The organism is Chitinophaga sp. 05T412, assembly GCF_056396465.1.
The window spans coordinates 309,499-325,326 of sequence record NZ_JBFTLN010000003.1 but is presented as its reverse complement, the minus strand read 5'-3'; the positions used below and the strand labels follow the sequence as shown (position 1 = coordinate 325,326).

The window sequence follows — 15,828 nt, the reverse complement described above, 5'->3', positions numbered from 1 at the left end:
ATTACAGGTGGTTACTGTTGGTTCACGTAATGGGTAAATGCGGAGATACTGGTGATATGTAATTTTTCCGCATCTGCTCTGCGCATCATCAATGCGTAGGTGTTATTAAATCCGATAGGTTTAAGCCATTTGATGGCATATTGTTTTTCAAATCCGGTGCTTACATAGTCGTATACTTTTTGCGGGTCGCTGATAATACTGTCTGTTACCTGTTGTGGCGCCTGCAATATTACCAGTAGGCCAGTGCCGGTGTATTCCGGGTACATATCTATCTGGTTATTGGTTAAGGCATCGAATACTATTTTTGTGCCACCCAGACCGGTTTTGGTAACCGCAGAAAGATCCGTATATCCTTCAATCAGCATTTTATACATATTGGCGAGGATGTAGCCGTCGCCGAATATTTTGGAGCCAATGCGGATGCTGCCTTTGCTGCCCGTGCCTGCCGGTTTCCATAATTTTTGCGCTACCAGGAAGTCTTTGGCCACTTTCTCCGGATTCTCTTTCAGATAGTCGACGTGGTAGTTTAATTCCGTCATAATGCTATCATTAATTGTACCAGACAGTCGGTTGAGTGCTGGTTCCAGTTCCGGGTATTTTTGCAGCGTTTCGTTGCGTACAATGGGAGCGGCGTAATAAGGAGGAAAGATATGTTTATCATCTTCCAATACCATCAGATCAAATGCTTTTACACGGCCATCGGTGCTGCTGCCACTGATTACGTCCAGCTTTTTTTCATAGGCCGCTTTATACATGATCATATCGCTGATGACGAGTGTGGGTATACGTAAACCGTATACTGACTTCAGTCCGAGGTTACCATCTTTCCGGCCCATGAATTCGGGTGTAAATCCTGCCCGCATTTTGGAGTGATAGGTGTCTGGCAGCAGGTAGAAAGCCGATAGCCCCAACAGGATAACGGGCAGGAGATACAGCGTTTTACGTGCTTTACGGACGTTGATATGCTGCAGCAGCGACAGCAGCCAGTCGAATAAGATGGCCAGTAACGCTGCTGGTATGGCGCCCGCCAGCATCATGTGGGTATTATTCAGTGCAATACCGCCGAAAATAAATTCCCCGAGGCCGCCGGCCGCAATGTAGGCCGCCAGTGTAGCTACGCCTACGTTGATAACCGTGGCGGTACGTATTCCGGCCATTATCACAGGGAGGGCTAATGGCAATTGTACTTTATAGAGCAGTTGTCGTTTGCTGAGTCCCATGCCGGTAGCCGCTTCTGTTACGCTGGGATCTACCCCATTGATACCGGTGAAGGTATTGCGTACAATCGGCAGCAACGCATAGAGGAATAACGCTACGATGGCTGGTTTTGGGCCAATGCCGAGCAATGGAATCATGAACCCCAGCAGGGCGATGCTGGGAATGGTTTGCATCACGCCGGCAAATCCCAGTACCCAAACCGACAGCCTTTTTCTACGTGTAATCAGAATGCCGGCAGGTACGCCGATGGCTACGGCCAGCAGTACGGATATAAAAGTAAGACCGGTATGCGTAAGGGTTTGTTCCAGCAATTTGCCGGACTGTTGTTGTATAAAATCCAAAAATGTTTCCGGTGTTTCCATGCTGCCGTATTATTTTTTGCAGGCAGCTATTGCCGCCATTAATCCATTCCCGTCAATTACTTTTTGTTCCTGTTGATACACCACCGTCGCAGGGCGGGAAGTCAATGTTTCCAGGGCTTCCCAGCAGGTGCTTTCGGCTGTTAGTGCAGCCGTGCTGTCCGTGCTGGTATGCGCCGGAAGCCATGCCCAGAGCTCTTTAATGGTAAGGGCTTTTAATTCCAGCTGCAGGCGCTGCGGATCAAGGAAGGAGCGTACAAAATCATTGGCGGGACGAAACAGCAGATCTGCCGGTGCGCCTATTTGTTGAATGCGTCCTTCGTTCATGAGGCAAATGCGGGTACCCAGTTCAAACGCTTCTTCTATATCATGGGTGACCAGTATAATTGTTTTGTTATTGATTTCATCGAGGGCTTTGAATTCTTTTCGTACGCTGATACGGGTAAGCGGATCGAGTGCACCGAAGGGTTCGTCCATCAGCAGTGCGGGCGCATCAGCGGCCAGTGCGCGGGCCAGGCCAACGCGTTGTTGTTGTCCGCCGCTGAGCTGATGTGGATAGAGGTCCGCATAATCATTAGCCGGTAATCTTAGTTTGTCCATTAACGTTTGTGTACGTTCGTGGATACGTGTTTTATCCCATTTCAGCAACGTAGGTACGATGCCGATATTTTCACTAACGGTATAGTGAGGAAACAAGCCGGTGTTTTGCAGCACATAACCAATGCTGCGGCGAAGTGTTTCTGCAGGTAATTGTCGTACTTCCGTTCCATTTACATAGATGTGGCCGCTGCCGGGCTCCAGTAGCCGGTTGATCATGCGCAGGGTAGTGGTTTTACCACAACCGCTGGTACCCAGTAATACCAGTGTTTCACCTGCCGCTACTTCAAAGGAAATATCATTTACCACTTTTTTTTCCGGGCCGAAGTTTTTCGAGACATGATCCAGTTTAATCATTTGCTTTATAGGGTAATATGGGGAAAAACTTGCTCAATCTGAAGCCTATTTTTCCAGGGTCATAAAGAGGTTGTTCAATGATTCCGCGTATAGCGGATGTGCAAACACCATTTCACGTAGTTGTGTGGCAGTGATACCACCCAACATGGCCATTTGTAACAACGACATGATTTCTCCTCCTTCCGTACCAATTACAGCGGCGCCCAGGATGGCATCTGTTTGCGGATGTACCAGTGCTTTCAGGAAGCCTCTCGTTTGTCCGGTTTCTATGGCTCTTGCTACTTTGTCCATAGAAAGATGGGCAATTTTAAAGGGAATGTTTGCTTTCATCGCTTCTTTTTCGGTCATGCCTATACGACCCAGTTGAGGATCGGTAAACATGCAGTAAGGTACCTGTCGTGATTTGACGGAAAAGGTACCATTTTCAAACAGATTTTTGTAAATAATGAGGTGATCATTGTAAGAAATATGTGTGAAGGCGGGGCCACCTTTTACATCTCCCAGTGCGTAAATGCCTGCTGCTGTTGTTTCCAGCTGATCATTTACCTGGATATATCCTTTTTCATCGGTAAGTATTTGTGTGTGTTGTAATTGTAGTGCGGCGGTTTGTGGCGTGCGGCCGGTTGCCACCAGTATATGCGTGCCGGTGAGTGTTTCCCGGTTGGTGCCGGTAACAATATCTACGTGGATCTCTTTCCCTTTTTTAGTGACACGTTCTGCCTGTGTACCGGTATAGATTTGCAGTCCTTCAGATTCCAGCATTTTTTTTATCACAGCGGCTACATCGGGGTCCTCTCTGGATACCAATTGCGGCGATGTTTCAATAACAGTAACGTTGCTGCCTAAACGCTGATAGAGTTGTCCCATTTCCAGTGCCACATAGCTGCCGCCCAGTATAATCAGCGAACGGGGAACTACTACTTCATCGAGGATGGTGGTAGAGGTGAGGTAGGGAACGTCTGCTAAACCTGGAATAGGTGGTATATGCGGCGTAGTGCCGGTATTGATAAAAATATGATCTGCCGTAAGGAGTTGTGTTTCGTTATTATCCATGGTCACCTGCACGGTTTTGTTATCTGTGAAGGCTGCGGTGCCGTGGAAGTAAGTAACGTCTTTGGTATGTAGTCCTTTGGCCGTTGATGCGCGAAATTCTTCCACTATATTATTTTTCCTGGCTACAATAAACGGGAGATCTACTGTGTAGCCATGGCTATGCACTCCCCATAGTTTGCTGTGAAAAACGGTATGCGCCACTTTTGCGCAGGCAATCATGGCTTTGGTGGGGGTACAGCCATCGTTGATACAGGTGCCGCCGGGGTAGCGTTGTTCCACCATTGCTGTTTTCCAGCCTTTTGCTGCCATCTTTTTTGCCAGCGGGTTGCCACCCTGACCAGATCCAATGACAATTGCATCAAATTTTTGCATATGGAGCGTTTTAAGGAGCGGGGCCAAAGATTATACCAATGGAATGTAGGAAAATTTTGGGAGCTTTTGGCCATTGGCTTTTAGCTTTTAGCAACAAAGGATCATCTTCGCTGCATTTTGCTAAAAGCTAAAAGCTAATGGCTAAAAGCCATATAATGCTTATCTTTGCCGCCTGCTGCGAAAAAACATAGATTTTGGTAAAAATTGACAACATAACGCTACCTGATTTTCCTTTGTTACTGGCTCCTATGGAGGATGTCAGTGATCCACCGTTCCGGGCAGTGTGCAAGGATGCCGGCGCTGACCTGATGTATACGGAATTTATTTCCAGTGAGGGATTGATTCGTGATGCCATCAAGTGCCGGAGGAAGCTGGATATTTTCGAATATGAGCGCCCGGTAGGGATACAAATCTTTGGTGGAGATGAGGATAGTTTGGCGATGGCCGCCAAAATCGTGGATGTTACCAGTCCTGACCTGCTGGATATCAACTTCGGTTGTCCGGTGAAGAAAGTGGCTGGAAGAGGCGCTGGTGCGGGGGTATTGAAAGACCTGGACCTGATGGTGCGTTTAACATCCGCATGTGTAAAAGCCACCAAGCTGCCCGTAACGGTAAAAACGCGGTTAGGCTGGGATGAGGACTCCAAAAATATTGAAGAAGTAGCAGAGCGTTTGCAGGATGTGGGCATCAAAGCCCTGGCTATTCATGGCCGTACCCGCTGCCAGATGTACAAAGGACAGGCAGACTGGGACCTGATCGGAAAAGTAAAGAATAACCCACGTATACATATTCCCATTTTTGGTAATGGCGACATTAACAGTCCGCAGAAAGCACTGGAATACAAGAACCGTTATGGCGTAGATGGCATCATGATTGGCCGTGCTGTGATTGGTTATCCATGGCTGTTCCGTGAAATCAAGCACTATGTAAATACCGGTGAATTGATGGCAGGGCCAACCCTGGAAGAACGTATTGCCGTGAGTAAAAAGCACCTGCGTTTATCTGTGGAATGGAAAGGACCGGTGCAGGGCATCAATGAAATGCGTGGTTGCTACGCTAATTACCTGAAAGGATTGCCCGATATCAAGCAATTCAGGAGCCGCCTGGTGACCCTGAAAACCGTAGAAGAAGTAGAAGCGGTGCTGGATGAAATAGAAGCCTATTACAAAGGCATTGAGCTGGCAAATGCGCCTATCGAATTGATTGACTATCACCAGAATTGCCCTTTATAGGCAGATATTTCCTTTTGATATTTTTATAGGTAGAAAATTTTATGATATAACAAAACTTATTATGCGTTTGTTTTGTTATATCATAAAACGTTCCTGATGTTCAGACATTCCCTTATAGCCATCGCGCTGGTTTGTAGCTTAACAAGCCTTTTTTCCTGTGACTCATCTCCCAAAGAAAAACCTGTGGTGAACAATACAGCTGCTGTTGAACCGGACGATTCCGAGGTGAGGGATGTGCCGTTTAAAGAGCAACGGCAGATTGAAAGAGTTGTATTGGAATTTTGCGAGTATTTCGACAATGGCAACCTGGATAAATGTGTAGCGTTTATGGATGATAATATCCGGGGAGAAATAGATGGGGTGAAGTTGCGGGGAAAGAAGAACTGGACCGCCAAAATAGACTCTTTACTGATGAGTACCCGGAATACGCATTTCCAGCCCCGGCATATGATTACAAATATGCAGTTTTTTCGTGGAGAGAATGATACCATAAAAGTAAGCATGTATAGTTCCTGTTTATGGACTGATTTGACCAATGGGCAGATACAGCTGATGTCAGTAGGTTATTATAAGGGCAAGGCGGTGAGAAAGGATGGCAAATGGCTGATAGCCGTATTGAATTCGTTGCCCGACAGCCGGCTGGTGAAATGGTTTTATCATGATGTAGCCGGAGAAGAGGAGCTGGCCAAATAATAGCGCATGGTTTTTCGCAATAAAAGAAATGGTGAAGGAGTAATTCCTTCACCATTTTCATTTTTATTTCACCACTCCGTTACTGATATTTTCAGGGACGGTTTGGTAGCCCTCAAACGTAAGCGAGGCGGATGCCCGGCCGGAAGAGAGTGTACGCAATGCCGTTATGTACCCGAATAATTCAGATAGTGGTACCAGGGCGTTGATGGTTTGCAGTTGCGCCTGCATGTCGATGTGTTTGATCACACCGCGGCGTCTGTTCAGGTCGCCGGTAACGGCGCCGGTATATTCTTCCGGCATGCTTACTTCCACGTTCATCCAAGGTTCCAGCAGGCGGGGTGCCGCCTGGGTGGCAATCTTTTTGAACCCGATGATGGCGGCTGTTTCAAAGTCCAGCGCATGCGAGTCCTTATCATGGATTCTTCCGTCGAGTAATCTGACACGCATCGATTTCACCGGGTAACCCGCCAGGGCGCCATTCAGCATGGCTGATTCAAATCCTTTGCTGATAGCAGGAATGAATTCTTTGGGTATAACACCACCTTTTATTTCGTTGATGAATTCCAGTCCGGGGGTATCATCTTCTTTAGGCGACAGCTCAAAGGATATTTCCGCAAAATTACCGGAGCCACCATTTTGTTTTTTGTATACTTCGCGGTGGGTAACGGCTTTCGTGAATATTTCCTTATACGCAATCTGCGGTTTGCCTTTGTTGACTTCCACCTGGTATTGCGATGCCAGCTTTTCCAGCACCACTTCCAGGTGGAGTTCGCCCATTCCTTTCAAAATCGTTTGTCCGGTGGCGTTATCTACGGCTACGCTGAGCGTAGGATCTTCATCCAGCAGGCGTGCCAGGGCTTCACCGAGTTTGTCGTTGTCTTTCGACAATTTAGCTTCAATCGCATATCCAATCATAGGTTCGGGGAAGCTGATTTTTTCCAGCAACACCGGATGATCGGGATGTGAAAGGGAGTCACCGGTTTTTACTTCTTTCAAACCTACTACTGCGCCAATGTCGCCGGCGCCTATTTCTTCTACGCTTTCAAATTTATCAGACATGATACGCATTAATCGGCTGATCCTCACTTTGCGTCCGGTGCGACTATTCCAGAGTGTATCTCCGCTGTGCAGGGTGCCTGCATATACACGTACTAACGTTAACTTGCCTACGTAATCATCCGTGATGATTTTAAATGCCAGGGCAGCCAGTGGAGATGTTTCACTCACAGGTATCTGCACGGGTTCATCTGTTTCCGGATTGACAGCCTTAATGCTGGCGATGTCCGATGGCGCGGGCAGATATAACGCTACGGCATCCAGCAGCGGTTGTATGCCTTTATTTTTATAGGCAGCACCAGCCAGTACGGGTACCGCTTCCATACGAAGTGTGGCGCCGCGAAGCGCACTGTAAAGATCTGCTGCCGTGATGCTTTCCGGGGCTGTGGTGTATTTGTTTAACAGCGGCTCGTCCAGCAGCGACAATTCTTCCAGTAGCTCATGCCTGGCTTCTTCCGCAGCAGCGAGGAGTGCCGGTGGTATATCTACCGTGTTATATGTTTTACCATCCGCAGTATCCCATATCATGGCTTTCATGGTAATGAGATCAATGACGCCGGTAAAATCATCTTCGGCACCAATGGGTATTTGCACGGGTAATGCATTAGCGTTTAGGCGTTCCCGTATTTCATTGACTACCCTGCGGAAGTCGGCTCCCTGCCGGTCCATTTTGTTGATGAACGCAATGCGGGGAATGTTATAGTGATTGGCCTGATGCCATACGGTTTCCGATTGCGGTTGCACGCCGGAGCGGGCACAGAATACGGCGATGGCGCTGTCGAGCACACGCAGGGAACGTTCTACTTCTGCCGTGAAATCCACGTGGCCGGGTGTATCAATAATATTGATCTGCCAGGTGTTATCCTGGTATTTCCAGTAAGTGGTGATCGCAGCAGATGAAATAGTGATACCTCTTTTTTCTTCCTGTGGATCGCTGTCCATCACGGTATTGCCTTCGTCTACATTGCCCAGTTTATGCGTAAAGCCGGTGAAGTAAAGCATGCGTTCTGTGAGCGTTGTTTTACCTGCGTCGACGTGTGCCATGATACCTATATTTCTAAAATCTGCTAAGCGTTTCATATAATTTGCTGTTTAAAAAGGGAATTAAAAAAGCCTCTCATCGGGTAATGAGAGGCTTTTGCRAACATGCAACAGGAGGCCCTGCATTACCGGTAATACCGTGTAACTGACAATGCTTTAATAATAAATTTCCTGTTGGTGTTGTTCATTACTGATCGTTAATTTATTTGGAAAATTGGGGGTGGTGGGGGAAGCAAATAAAAAGGCCTCTTCGGATGAAGAGGCCTCATGAAAATATTTCAGGAGTTATATATTAACCTCTCATATCCGGGATGGATTTGCCTCCCCGTCTTGAATTAAGACAATACAAGTACTTGCAATTACTGCTCTGATAACAGTAGCTGTGTGCTTAGTTGTCTGATATGTGAGATTCGTTTTCATCATTTTGAAATTGCTCCGCAAAGATACTTTAATTATATTAAAAAAGCTAATTCGTAGTGCATGATAAAAAGAGCGCGGTGATATGACGACCTCTTTTTCGCATCTTTTTACAAAAAAATCCTGCTTATTTACCAATATAAAGGGGAAGAAGGGAGGTACCTTTGCGTTTTATCATTTACAAGGTGAACGGAAACCGTAAGTCCGGTGTTATTGTAGACATCATCGGACTCATTTTTAATCACCATAAAACTTCCCAGATGAATATTACAGACCTCAGGGGCACCGTATCGCTCGCTAATGGCGTACAGATGCCTTACTTCGGATTAGGTGTTTTCAAAACAAAGGATGGACAGGAAGTAATCGATTCTGTTACTTATGCACTGGATGCAGGTTATCGTCATATTGATACCGCGGCCATTTACGGCAATGAAGAAGGAGTGGGGATCGCGATAGAAAAAAATGCGACCAACCGGAAAGATATTTTCCTGACCACCAAAGTATGGAATGCGGACCAGGGATATGATAGCACGTTAAAAGCTTTTGATACGTCGCTGGCGAAACTGAAAACAGATTACCTGGATCTTTACCTGGTACACTGGCCCGTGAAAGGGAAATACAAAGAAACCTGGCGTGCACTGGAGCAACTATATGCGGATGGACGTGTGAAAGCGATTGGTGTAAGTAACTTTTTACAGCATCACCTGGAGGACTTATTCCAGACCGCAAAGGTAATACCTATGGTGGATCAGCTGGAGTTTCATCCTTACCTGGTACAGCAGCCACTGTTGGACTTCTGCCAGCAGCACAAGATACAATACGAGGCCTGGAGCCCATTGATGCAAGGTAAAGCTTTTGAAGTGCCGCTGCTCAAAGAACTGGCGGCCAAATACAAGGTGTCTGTTGCGCAGCTGGTATTGCGTTGGGATTTGCAGAAAGGCGTGGTGACCATTCCTAAAAGTATTCGTAAGGAAAGGGTGATATCCAATGCCGACATTTTCCATTTCAACATCAGTGAAGAAGATGTACAGCGCATTGCTGCGTTAGATCGTGGGGAGCGTGTAGGCCCCGATCCGGATAATTTTAATTTTTAATAGCGTTAGTTCCAGACTGATAACCCGGTCTGGAACTTTTTTCTTTTCAGGATATCGCTGCAAAGAGGCGATCAATATCTTCCTTATTATTATAGAAATTAAGCGCTACTGTTAACCGGTTATTTTTATACCTCGCCATGATATTGGCTTGTTCCACTTTTGCATACTGTTCCGGCGTAATTTCCAGTAATTGAATAGCAGAGCGGTTTTCCGGCGCATAACCCGATAGCCATTTAATGTGGTGTGCTTCGGCTTGTTGCCCCAGGTAAGCTATCAGCCCCTGTATGTAATCAGATATATCGGCAATGCCTATACGTTGCAAATACTTTAATGCATATCCAAGCAGCAGGATATTAAGGAAAGGCGGTGTACCTGTTTCAAAGATCAACGCATTTTTCTTAGGTGTAAACTTCGTGTAGTCTTTTACGAGAGAGAAGTCCGGTTGTTCGTAATCCACGCTGTACCAGCTTAATGCGGCCGGCGGATATTTCTCAACGAGTTGCCTGGATACATACATCGCGCCGCTACCGTAGCCTGCGGTCACCCATTTGTAGCCATGAAAGATGAGCACATCAATATTACATTCCTGTACATCTATCTCATTTACTCCGAAGGATTGCGTGGCATCCACAATATGAATGAGCTGATGCTTTTTACATAGTTCACCAATTTCTTTCAATTGTTGGCGGAAGCCTGTTCTGAACATCACATGGCTGGTGATCAGTATTTTGGTAGCGGGTGTAATTTTTTGTGAGATGGCATCCAGCGAAATGGTACCGTGATCATCGCTATTGACCAGGTGCACCGGGTGGCCATGGTGTAGCCATCCCACGAAGCTGGTGGGAAAATCATCCCGCATACTGATGATTTCGTAGTGCTTTGGAAACATGCCCTGGAGTAAGGTCATGGCATGTGCGGTGTTAGTGACGAAGGCAATATCATCTGGGGTAGCGCCGATCATGTTCGCAATCAGTTGTCGTACTTCCGTGGCCTGATGATCCCAGCCTGGCATTACCATGCGGCCTTTTTCGCTCAATTCGGTGAGTAGTGTATGGGCGTGTTGTACAAGGGGCGTACTTACTGGTCCGCCGCCATTGGTAAATAGGTACACGCTGTTATTGGTTACCGGGTAGTCTGCTCTGATTATTTCCCATTTATTCATATCGTCAGGTTATACTATTTTATTAATTCCTGTACTATATTAAGCAAATTAAATCAGTGGGCCCTCAGGCTGGAATGAATATCTTTTTTATGTGATAACTTGCAGCAAGGTTGGTTATATTTCATTAATAATTTAAGGTTTTAGCATGAGGAGAAGACAGCTTTTCATTTTTTGTTCAATTGTGTTTCTGACAGTTATTAAAGCGGTGGCCCAGCAGCAACCGGTTTTCAGGAATACCGCCGCTCCGGTCAATGAACGGGTCAATGACCTGTTGCATACGCTGACGCTGGCGGAAAAGATTTCACTGCTGGGATATAACAGTCCGGCTGTACCGCGACTGCAGCTACCGGCTTATAACTGGTGGAATGAAGCTCTGCATGGTATTGCCAGAGGGGGAGAAGCCACGGTGTATCCGCAGGCGATAGGTCTTTCCGCCACGTTTAACGCTGCGCTGGCGCGGGAAGTAGCCAATACTATTTCCACGGAGGCCCGTGCCAAATATAACCTGGCGGTGCAACAGCACCGGCATGTACAATATATGGGGCTGAATTTCTGGACTCCTAACATCAATATTTTCCGTGATCCCCGTTGGGGCCGCGGGCAGGAAACCTATGGAGAAGATCCTTTCCTGACGGCTACTATGGCCGGCGCCTTTGTGAAAGGCTTACAAGGCGAAGTGCCAGGCGCTTTAAAAACAGCTGCCTGCGCCAAACATTTCGCGGTGCACAGCGGTCCGGAAGCGGGTCGTCATAGTTTTAACGCCATTATAGATGAGAAGGATTTGAGAGAAACCTACCTCTATGCGTTTAAAAAGTTGGTAGATGGAAAAGTAGCGTCCATTATGTGTGCTTACAACCGGGTCAACAGTGAACCCTGTTGTACAGGTAATACCCTGTTGCAGGATATCCTGCGGCACGAGTGGAAATTTGGCGGACAGGTAGTGACGGACTGCTGGGCGCTGGATGACATCTGGTTAAGGCATAAAGCCATTCCTACCCGGGAAGAAGTAGCAGCTGCCGCTATCAAAGCAGGCGTAAACCTCGACTGCGCCAATATTTTACAGGATGATGTGATGAACGCTATTAAAAACGGCCGGCTTACGCAGGCCGACGTAGACAGTGCCCTCAGCGCCAGTTTACGTACCCAATTGCAGCTGGGATTGTATAATGCACCCGCGGAGAGTCCTTACAGCCGCTATGGCGTTGACAGTGTGAATAATGCCTACCATGCCGGTCTGGCCCGGCAGGCAGCCCGCGAAAGTATGGTATTGCTTAAAAATGATGGCATCTTGCCTTTGCAGCAGGAGAAGTATGCCTCCATGCTGGTAACAGGTTCCAATTCTGCCTCACTGGAGGCGCTGATGGGCAACTACCATGGCGTATCGGGTAATATGGTAACCTTTGCGGCTGGTTTAGCCAAAGCTGCGGGTCCTGGTATGGCCATGCAATATGATCAGGGCTGTGACTTCACAGATACGCTGCATTTTGGCGGTATCTGGGCTTCTGAGAACTGTGATGTAACGGTAGCCGTGATTGGCTTAACTCCATTGCTGGAAGGTGAGGAAGGCGATGCCTTTTTATCTGCCTCCGGTGGCGACAAAAATACGCTGAGTCTTCCCCGCTCGCAGATCCTGTTCATGCAAAAGCTGCGTGCGGCGCATAAAAAGCCCATCATTGCGGTGATTACTTCCGGAAGCGCGGTAGATGTGTCGGCCATTGCGCCATATGCAGATGCCGTTATTTTGGCCTGGTATCCGGGTGAACAGGGAGGAAACGCCCTGGCGGATATCATCTTCGGAAAATATTCGCCCGCAGGGCGACTGCCGGTTACCTTTTATCATTCCCTGAACGACCTACCAGACTATCAGGACTATAGCATGAAGAACCGTACCTATCGTTATTTTAAAGGGAATGCGGCTTATCCGTTTGGTTACGGTCTTAGCTATACGAAATTTGATTATGCCTGGGAATCAGCTCCGGTAAAGCAATATCGCAACCGTGATACCATTCGTGTAACCGTAGCCGTTAAAAATACCGGCGCTTATGATGGAGATGAAGTAGTACAGGCGTATATCACCTATCCGAATATGGAACGTATGCCGGTAAAGGAATTGAAAGCATTTAAAAGGGTGTCTGTAAAGCAGGGCGGACAGGAAGTTGTGCAGTTGGAAATACCTGTGGCGGAGCTGCAGAAATGGGATTTAACCCAACACGCCTGGAAGATATATAAAGGCACTTATCAGATTAATATCGGCAAAAGTTCAGCAGATTTTGTGCTGACACGCGCTTTTAATTTGACAGGAAATTAAGAGATGATGATGAGCGGTTGTCTTATCCGGTATACGCCGGATAAGACAACCGCTTTTATTTATACCATACGGTCCACTACTTTTTTCAGGGTGAGCCCCTGTATAATGATAGAGAACAATACTACGAAGTAGCTGGCAGAGAGGATGATTTCTTTATAAGGCGATTCCGGTAACGACAGCGCCAGCGCTACGGAAATACCACCCCTTAATCCCGCCCATACCAGGATAGAGATACTTTTATAGTTAATATTCAGCGTACGTTTTAATAGTATAGACGGCACCGTGATACTCAGCGCACGGGCAATCAGTACAAACAAAGCCGCCAGCAAACCGGTAAACCAGTAGTTTTTTAAGAATGGCATGATCACGATTTGCAGGCCTATCATCACAAACAGGATGGTGTTCAGGAGTTCATCTATCAGGCTCCATACGTTATGAAAATAGTGTTGCATATTTTCCGACTGTTTGGTACCGAGCGAAGTATTTCCTAATATCAATCCGGCTGATACGGCCGCCAGCGGTATAGATACGTGTAACATGGCGCCCAGTACGGAGATCACCATCACCATGGATAAAGATACCATCACGATGATCTGGAAATCATCTACCCGTTTCATGGTGCGGTAGGCAACAATAGCGGAAATTACGCCCAGCAAAATTCCGCCGAATACTTCCTGTGAAAAAAGTGCGGCGGCATGCGCCAGTGATACGTGGGTATCTGCTTGCCCCGCTACTTCTTTGAGGATTACAAACAAGAGGATACCGGTACCATCATTCAGTAAAGATTCGCCACCAATAATGGTTTCGAGCGCAGGAGGTACCTTTGATTTTTTCAGGATAGAGAGCACTGCCACCGGATCGGTAGGTGAAATCAGGGCGCCAAAGAGCAGACAATATACCAGGGGAATATCAATGTGCATCAGCTCTGTGGCCCAATACAGCAGGAATCCAAATATAAAAGTAGATCCTATTACCCCCACGGTACTGAGTACCAATACGGGATATCGTTGTTCCTTTAGCTTGTTGAAATCGAAATGCAGGGCGCTGGCGAAGAGCAGGAAACCTAACATGACATCCAGCAGCGTACCGGTGAAATCGATACCGTTGGTCAGATCTTTAATGAAGGTAAAAGCATCCGGAAATATTTTACCTGTTAATGAAATGAGTAAAGATAATAGGAGTGAAACCACGATCACGCCGATGGTTCCGGGCAATTTAATGAAACGGTTATTGATGTAGGAAATTAACGCGCTAATGGTAACTAAAGCCGTTATGAGTGTAAAAGTGTTCATAAGCCAATCGAATAATGCCAGTTAAAAAATCAGGTTCCTAATGATGCTACAGTTTTTTCCGGGGGGCTTTAAAGATAGAAAAAAATGTGGCAAATGATCATCTGACAAGGCACTTCGACTTATTTTTTCTTCGAAGACTTAGCATCCGGGTTAAAATTTAATGCCATTTTAATCCAGGGTTGTAATTGTTTTTTGGTGTTGACGGCGTCTTCGGGGATACGAATATATCCTTTCATGACTCTGCCKCCCATGGTCATTTGTTCGGCGCCGGGAGCATCAGCGAGGATGCTTTCTACTTTTGTTGGGTCTATTCTGATCAGGATGGTGTCTTCGCGGGTACACACGCACATTTTTTCGTTTACCATGAAGCAGAGTCCACCAAACATTTTCTTTTCTTCTATGTCGTTGGTGGCTGCTGCGAGGAGTTCACGGATGCGGTCGGCCAGTTTTTCATCGTAGGACATGTGTATAGTTTTTGGAGATATTAAAGATACAATTTCTCTTTAATTGCCGTAATGCGCTTCCAGTGTTTCCCGGAAGTGCGCCAGGGCTTCGTATACATTGTCGCGTTGTATATTGGTAAAGAAAAGGTAGGCCCTGTTGGCGGTTTTATCAATATGAACTTCTGTGATAAAGGTGCCGGGATTCCCCGTATTTTCTGATAACAGGTGACCGGCATCGCTGGTATGCCAGAACCAGCCTACGGCGAAAGTCGGGAGGCCATAGTGGAGGAAGGTAAATTCGTTGGCATTGAGCAGGGAAGACTTTCCAGCAAAGCCTTTCAGTTGTTCCTGAATATACCGGGCGTAGTCGGGAAGGGTGATATTGATGTTACCTGCCGCCATCAGCCAGTTGAGTTTATAGTTGCTGGCGGGGGCTTCTGGTTGTCCGTTGGCATTGTAGCCCCAGGTTTGGGTGCTATCGGGATAATTGGGTGCACCAAATGCGAAGTGGATGTGCATGGATTGCCCGAGGTCCTGAATGAGTTGTGGATAGCTTTTATGCGATGCTTTTTCGAGCATCACGCCGGCCAGTGCAAAGCCTGCATTGGTCAGGTTTAGCGCAGCGGTATCAGTTACAGGCGGTTGTTGCAGCAGCCATTTTACAAATTCATAGCGTTGTTGCGCGTCGTTGCCCCTGATTTGTTGTTGGGTAGGCGCGGCATTGGTATAGGTATAACGCGGCAGTTTATTGCGAAAAGTGAGCGCCTGCAGTAACGTAATATCGTGATAAGCCTGGTGACTCCCTTTTTTGAGTTCCGGGAAAAGGGTGAAGAAAGGAGTGTTCCATGCAATCACATGCTGTTTTACCAGCAGGGCGGCCACCATCCCGGTGATGGCTTTTGTGTTGGAGCCAATGCGGAAGCGATCGTTTAAGGTAGCAGGGATATCGCCTTTTTTATTGCCCAGCATCTCTATTTCCAGGATACTATCGGCGGATATCACAGCGTAGCMCAGCGCAGGAATGGCGTATGCTTTCCGGATGCTATCGGCGAACGGTTTGAATGACTGTGCCCGGGCCGTGAAAGACAGCAGGAGTAAGGCGAGGGTAGGTATCTTCATAAAATAAAAAAGCGA

Annotated in this window: 12 protein-coding genes; 4 read left to right on the top strand and 8 right to left on the bottom strand. The window is 47.0% G+C overall.

What is annotated here, in order from left to right; all coding sequences use genetic code 11:
* Positions 1 to 11 precede the first annotated feature (11 nt).
* From AC1DFM_RS08600 to AC1DFM_RS08590, 3 genes are read right to left on the bottom strand one after another with little or no spacing between them, the layout of a single operon-like run.
* Complete coding sequence (locus tag AC1DFM_RS08600; protein WP_477076304.1) at positions 12 to 1,580, bottom strand: ABC transporter permease/substrate-binding protein; 1,569 nt, start codon at positions 1,578 to 1,580, stop codon at positions 12 to 14.
* Between the two features lie 9 nt (positions 1,581 to 1,589).
* Positions 1,590 to 2,531 carry an ABC transporter ATP-binding protein gene (locus AC1DFM_RS08595; protein ID WP_477076303.1) on the bottom strand — a complete coding sequence of 314 codons (942 nt, stop codon included), beginning with the start codon at positions 2,529 to 2,531 and terminating at the stop codon, positions 1,590 to 1,592.
* Positions 2,532 to 2,576: 45 nt separating this feature from the next.
* The gene (locus AC1DFM_RS08590) at positions 2,577 to 3,956 is read right to left on the bottom strand and encodes a mercuric reductase (RefSeq protein ID WP_477076302.1); all 1,380 of its coding nucleotides are present in this window, start codon (positions 3,954 to 3,956) and stop codon (positions 2,577 to 2,579) included.
* A gap of 194 nt (positions 3,957 to 4,150) precedes the next feature.
* Between AC1DFM_RS08590 and dusB the strand changes: the two genes are divergently transcribed.
* Together dusB and AC1DFM_RS08580 are read left to right on the top strand one after the other, a co-directional pair.
* A complete protein-coding gene (dusB, locus tag AC1DFM_RS08585) occupies positions 4,151 to 5,188 on the top strand; it encodes a tRNA dihydrouridine synthase DusB (RefSeq protein ID WP_477076301.1) in 1,038 nt (345 codons plus the stop codon).
* Between the two features lie 96 nt (positions 5,189 to 5,284).
* Complete coding sequence (locus tag AC1DFM_RS08580; protein ID WP_477076300.1) at positions 5,285 to 5,881, top strand: nuclear transport factor 2 family protein; 597 nt, start codon at positions 5,285 to 5,287, stop codon at positions 5,879 to 5,881.
* A gap of 63 nt (positions 5,882 to 5,944) precedes the next feature.
* On the opposite strand, the gene fusA is transcribed toward AC1DFM_RS08580, so the two are convergent.
* The gene (fusA, locus tag AC1DFM_RS08575) at positions 5,945 to 8,017 is read right to left on the bottom strand and encodes an elongation factor G (RefSeq protein WP_477076299.1); all 2,073 of its coding nucleotides are present in this window, start codon (positions 8,015 to 8,017) and stop codon (positions 5,945 to 5,947) included.
* Positions 8,018 to 8,580: 563 nt separating this feature from the next.
* On the opposite strand from fusA, the gene AC1DFM_RS08570 reads away from it, so the two are divergent.
* Positions 8,581 to 9,489, top strand: a complete 909-nt coding sequence (locus AC1DFM_RS08570; RefSeq protein ID WP_477076298.1) for an aldo/keto reductase — start codon at positions 8,581 to 8,583, stop codon at positions 9,487 to 9,489.
* A gap of 46 nt (positions 9,490 to 9,535) precedes the next feature.
* Here AC1DFM_RS08570 and AC1DFM_RS08565 read toward each other — a convergent pair whose 3' ends face one another.
* On the bottom strand, positions 9,536 to 10,651 hold the full coding sequence (locus tag AC1DFM_RS08565) for an aminotransferase class V-fold PLP-dependent enzyme (RefSeq protein WP_477076297.1): 1,116 nt from the start codon (positions 10,649 to 10,651) through the stop codon (positions 9,536 to 9,538).
* Positions 10,652 to 10,796: 145 nt separating this feature from the next.
* Here AC1DFM_RS08565 and AC1DFM_RS08560 point away from each other — a divergent pair, with 145 nt between their 5' ends.
* A complete protein-coding gene (locus tag AC1DFM_RS08560) occupies positions 10,797 to 12,959 on the top strand; it encodes a glycoside hydrolase family 3 N-terminal domain-containing protein (RefSeq protein ID WP_477076296.1) in 2,163 nt (720 codons plus the stop codon).
* 59 nt (positions 12,960 to 13,018) lie between these two features.
* On the opposite strand, the gene AC1DFM_RS08555 is transcribed toward AC1DFM_RS08560, so the two are convergent.
* From AC1DFM_RS08555 to AC1DFM_RS08545, 3 genes are all read right to left on the bottom strand, one after another.
* Positions 13,019 to 14,251 carry a cation:proton antiporter gene (locus tag AC1DFM_RS08555; RefSeq protein WP_477076295.1) on the bottom strand — a complete coding sequence of 411 codons (1,233 nt, stop codon included), beginning with the start codon at positions 14,249 to 14,251 and terminating at the stop codon, positions 13,019 to 13,021.
* Between the two features lie 119 nt (positions 14,252 to 14,370).
* A complete protein-coding gene (locus tag AC1DFM_RS08550; protein WP_477076294.1) occupies positions 14,371 to 14,715 on the bottom strand; it encodes a TfoX/Sxy family protein in 345 nt (114 codons plus the stop codon).
* Positions 14,716 to 14,754: 39 nt separating this feature from the next.
* Positions 14,755 to 15,813: a serine hydrolase domain-containing protein gene (locus AC1DFM_RS08545; protein ID WP_477076293.1), complete on the bottom strand. Its 1,059-nt coding sequence runs from the start codon at positions 15,811 to 15,813 to the stop codon at positions 14,755 to 14,757.
* Between the last annotated feature and the right edge of the window lie 15 nt (positions 15,814 to 15,828).

Bases quoted from the DNA above. Each gene is read 5' to 3' on its own strand.
- fusA (WP_477076299.1), bottom strand. From the start codon at position 8,017: ATGAAACGCTTAGCAGATTTTAGAAATATAGGTATCATGGCACACGTC.
- AC1DFM_RS08590 (WP_477076302.1), bottom strand. From the start codon at position 3,956: ATGCAAAAATTTGATGCAATTGTCATTGGATCTGGTCAGGGTGGCAAC.
- AC1DFM_RS08560 (WP_477076296.1), top strand. From the start codon at position 10,797: ATGAGGAGAAGACAGCTTTTCATTTTTTGTTCAATTGTGTTTCTGACA.
- AC1DFM_RS08565 (WP_477076297.1), bottom strand. From the start codon at position 10,651: ATGAATAAATGGGAAATAATCAGAGCAGACTACCCGGTAACCAATAAC.
- AC1DFM_RS08580 (WP_477076300.1), top strand. From the start codon at position 5,285: ATGTTCAGACATTCCCTTATAGCCATCGCGCTGGTTTGTAGCTTAACA.
- AC1DFM_RS08595 (WP_477076303.1), bottom strand. From the start codon at position 2,531: ATGATTAAACTGGATCATGTCTCGAAAAACTTCGGCCCGGAAAAAAAA.
- AC1DFM_RS08555 (WP_477076295.1), bottom strand. From the start codon at position 14,251: ATGAACACTTTTACACTCATAACGGCTTTAGTTACCATTAGCGCGTTA.
- AC1DFM_RS08600 (WP_477076304.1), bottom strand. From the start codon at position 1,580: ATGGAAACACCGGAAACATTTTTGGATTTTATACAACAACAGTCCGGC.